Below are 4,088 nucleotides of genomic sequence, written 5' to 3'. Positions count from 1 at the left end.
GAGCCGCAACCCGACCCAGACCCCACACCTGCGCCTGAACCGCAGACACCAGACGATCGGAGCGACCCACACTCACAGCACCACGGGTCAGACACCACAACGGCGCAGTCACCCCCGCATCACCCAGCGCCTGCACCAGACCGGCGGTAGCAACGAGCCCGCCCGTCTCATCCAGCGCCAGCAGCGACACCACACCAGCCACAGACCCAGCACCAGCCAGCAACTCGGCCAGCCCCGCACGATCCGCACCCGGCTCCACCACAACCCGACGCACCCCAGCGCCACACCCGGCCAGCGCCTCCACCACAGCCGAGTCATCCACACCCGCAGCAGGCACCACGACCAGCCACTCACCATCCAGGACACCGGCAGGCGCCGTCGTCAGTGGCTTCCACGACACCCGGTAACGCCAACCGTCGACCTGCGCCTGCTCCTGGGTCTGGCGACGCCATGCCGACAGGGCAGGGACGAGCTCACTGAAGCTCGCGTCGTCGTCGACCTCCAGCTCCGCGACCAGCGAGGCGAGATCGCCGCGCTCGACGGCGTCCCAGAATCGGGCGTCCACCACGTCGACTGCCTGCACCGGGGCCGAACGGTCGCTCGACAGGACGGGCTCGGGCCAGTAGCGCTGCCGCTGGAAGGCGTACGTCGGCAGGTCCACCCGTCGGGCGCCCGTACCGGCATAGAAAGCGGACCAGTCGACGGTCACACCGCGCACATACGCCTGGGCCAGAGCCGCCACCACGGTCTCCGCCTCCGGCCGCCCCGCCCGCAGCACCGGCACGAACCCGGCAGACACATCGCCCGTCACGCACTCCTGCGCCAGCGCCGACAGCACACCGTCCGGCCCCAGCTCGACGAACGTCGACACACCAGCAGCCTCAAGCGCCCGCACCCCGTCGAGGAAGCGGACGGCTTCGCGGACGTGCCGCACCCAGAACTCCGCCGAACCCATCTCGTCCGAGACCAGCGCACCCGTCAGGTTGGAGACGACCGGAATGCGCGGGGCGTTGAGCTCCAGCCCCGCCACGACCTCACGGAAGTCCTCCAGCATCCCGTCCATGTGCGGCGAGTGGAACGCATGACTGACCGTAAGCCGCTTGCTCTTACGACCGGCGAAAGCCTCCACGACCGCCAGCGCAGCATCCTCGTCACCCGCAACGACCAGCGACCGCGGACCATTGACCGCAGCGACACTCACGCGGTCGGTCAGCAGCGGCAGGACCTCGTCCTCCGACGCCTCGACCGCGACCATCACACCACCCGACGGCAACGCCTGCATCAGACGGCCACGAGCCGCCACCAGCACACACGCGTCCGCCAGCGACAACACACCCGCCACATGCGCGGCAGCGACCTCACCAATGGAGTGACCGGAGACGAAGTCCGGCCGCACACCCCACGACTCCAGCAGCCGGAACAACGCCACCTCGACCGCGAACAGCGCCGGCTGCGCGTACTCCGTACGGCCCAGAACGGCCGCATCGTCGCCGAACAGCACCTCCTTCAGCGGGACATCCAGATCGATCCGGGCACACACCGCGTCCAGCGCATCCGCGAACACCGGGAAGGCGTCGTACAGTTCGCGCCCCATCCCCAGCCGCTGACTGCCCTGCCCCGTGAACAGGAACGCCAATCCGCCCCCGGACACCGTGCCCTGGACCAGGCCCGGGACCTGCTCGCCCGCCGCGAGGGCGCGCAGGCCGGTGAGCAGCTCCTCGCGGTCCGCGGTCTGCGCGACCAGGACAGCCCGGGCCTCGAAGGCGGACCGCCCGGCCGCGAGGGAGTTCGCGACGTCGGCGGCAACGGCCTGCGGGTCCTCGGCGAGCCAGGACACGAGCTGTTCGGCCTGGGCGTGCAGCGCGTCCGTTCCCTTGCCGCTGACGACGAAGGGCAGGACGGAGGCTGCGGTCCCCGTCCCGGTCCGATGACCGGCTGCCGGCGCCTCTATGTCGAGTTGCGGAGCCTCCTCGATGATCGTGTGGGCGTTCGTGCCGCTCAGGCCGAAGGAGGACACACCGGCCCGTCGCGGGCGATCCGTCCCGGGCCAGTCGCGCTGCTCGGTCAGCAGCTCGACCTCACCCGTCGACCAGGCAACGTGCGGGGTCGGCTCGTCGACGTGCAGGGTCTGCGGGAGCACCCCGTGCTGCATGGCCAGCACCATCTTGATCACACCGGCCACACCCGCGGCGGCCTGCGTGTGACCGATGTTCGACTTGATGGACCCCAGCAGCAGCGGCCGCCCGTCCGGACGCTCCTGACCGTACGTCGCCAGCAGCGCCTGCGCCTCGATCGGGTCGCCCAGCCGCGTACCCGTACCGTGCGCCTCGACCGCGTCCACGTCGGCGGCCGTCAAGCCCGCGCTGGCCAGCGCCTGCCGGATGACCCTCTGCTGCGAGGGGCCGTTCGGGGCAGTCAGACCATTGCTGGCACCGTCCTGGTTGATCGCCGAACCCCGCACCACAGCGAGGACCGGATGACCGTTGCGCCGAGCGTCCGACAACCGCTCCACGAGCAGCATGCCGACACCCTCACCCCAACCCGTACCATCCGCCGATGCGGCGAAGGCCTTGATCCGACCGTCCTCCGCCAGACCGCGCTGACGACTGAAGTCGACGAACGCATCCGGGGTGGACATGACCGTCACACCACCGGCCAGCGCCAGGGTGCACTCGCCCTGGCGCAGGGCCTGAACGGCCAGGTGCAGGGCGACCAGCGAGGACGAGCAGGCCGTGTCGACCGTGATCGCCGGGCCTTCGAGACCGAAGACGTACGAGATGCGGCCGGAGACGACGCTCGCCGCGTTGCCGGTACCGACGTGCCCTTCCAGGCCCTCGGTATCGCCCGCGACCAGGGAGAGGTAGTCCTGACCGTTGGTGCCGACGAAGACGCCGGCCCGGCTGCCCTTGAGCACGGCGGGGTCGATACCGGCCCGCTCGAAGGTCTCCCAGGTGGTCTCCAGCAGCAGGCGCTGCTGCGGGTCCATGGCGAGGGCCTCGCGGGGCGAGATCCCGAAGAAGTCGGCGTCGAAGTCCGCTACGTCGTAGAGGAATCCGCCTTCGCGGGTGTACGAGGTCCCGGGCTGCTCCGGGTCCGCCGCGTAGAGCCGGTCCAGGTCCCAGCCGCGGTCGGCGGGGAACTCGCCGACGGCGTCGGTGCCTTCCGAGAGGAGCCGCCAGAGCTGCTCCGGCGTCCGCACGCCGCCGGGGAAGCGGCAGCTCATGGCCACGATGGCGATCGGGTCCTCGTCGGCGGCGACGGCACGGTCCGAGGGAGCGTCGGTCTCGGGAGCGGTGCCCATCAGTTCCCCGCGCAGGTACTCCGCGAGGGCCGAGGCCGTGGGGTAGTCGTAGACGAGGGTGGTGGGGAGTTGGAGCGCGGTGGCCGCGCCGAGTCGGTTGCGGAGGTCGACGGCGGACAGGGAGTCGAAGCCGAGCTCCTTGAAGGCGCGCTCCGCGCCCACCGCCTCCGCACCGTCGTGCCCGAGGACCGCGGCTACCTGCGTACGGACCAGGCCGAGCAGCTCTCGTACCTGCTCGGCCCGGGGCAGCGCGGCCAGTTTCGCGAACGCCCCTCCGGCGACGTCGGCGCCCGTGACCACGGTTCCGTGACCGGTGACGGCGGCAGCGGGTCGGTGCGTGAAGTCGGCGACTGAGGGGTTGGGGCGGACGGCCGCCACGACGGCGGAGAAGCGCTCCCAGTCGATGTCCGCGACGGTCAGGGCGGCTTCGGCAGCGCCAACGGCCTGCACCAGAGCGGCGATTGCCGAGTCGGGCGCCATCGGCGGTACGCCCTCGCGCCGCATCCGGGCTTCGAGGGCCTCGTCGGCGGCCATGCCGCCCTCGGCCCACGGGCCCCACGCGAGCGAGGTCGCGGCCAGCCCGGCGGCCCGCCGCTGCTCGGCAAGCGCGTCCAAGTAAGCATTCGCCGCAGCGTAGTTACCCTGACCGGCCGAACCGATCGTGCCACTCATGGAAGAGAAGAGCACGAAGGCATCGAGCTCGATGCCCAGCTCAAGGGTCAGCTCGTGGAGATTGAGCGCGGAGGTGGCCTTCGCCCGCAACACACTCTCGAAGCGTTCGGGCGTG

At 71.0% G+C, this 4,088-nt stretch carries 1 protein-coding gene; it reads right to left on the bottom strand.

Annotated elements, in window-relative coordinates:
- Window positions 1–4,088: type I polyketide synthase (locus AQI95_RS42435; RefSeq protein WP_159056715.1), on the bottom strand; the 4,088-nt coding region annotated here is incomplete at both ends.

This window comes from Streptomyces yokosukanensis (assembly GCF_001514035.1).
GTDB lineage: Bacteria > Actinomycetota > Actinomycetes > Streptomycetales > Streptomycetaceae > Streptomyces > Streptomyces yokosukanensis.
Note: the sequence above shows the minus strand (reverse complement) of the source record. Positions and strands in the feature narration are given on the sequence as shown.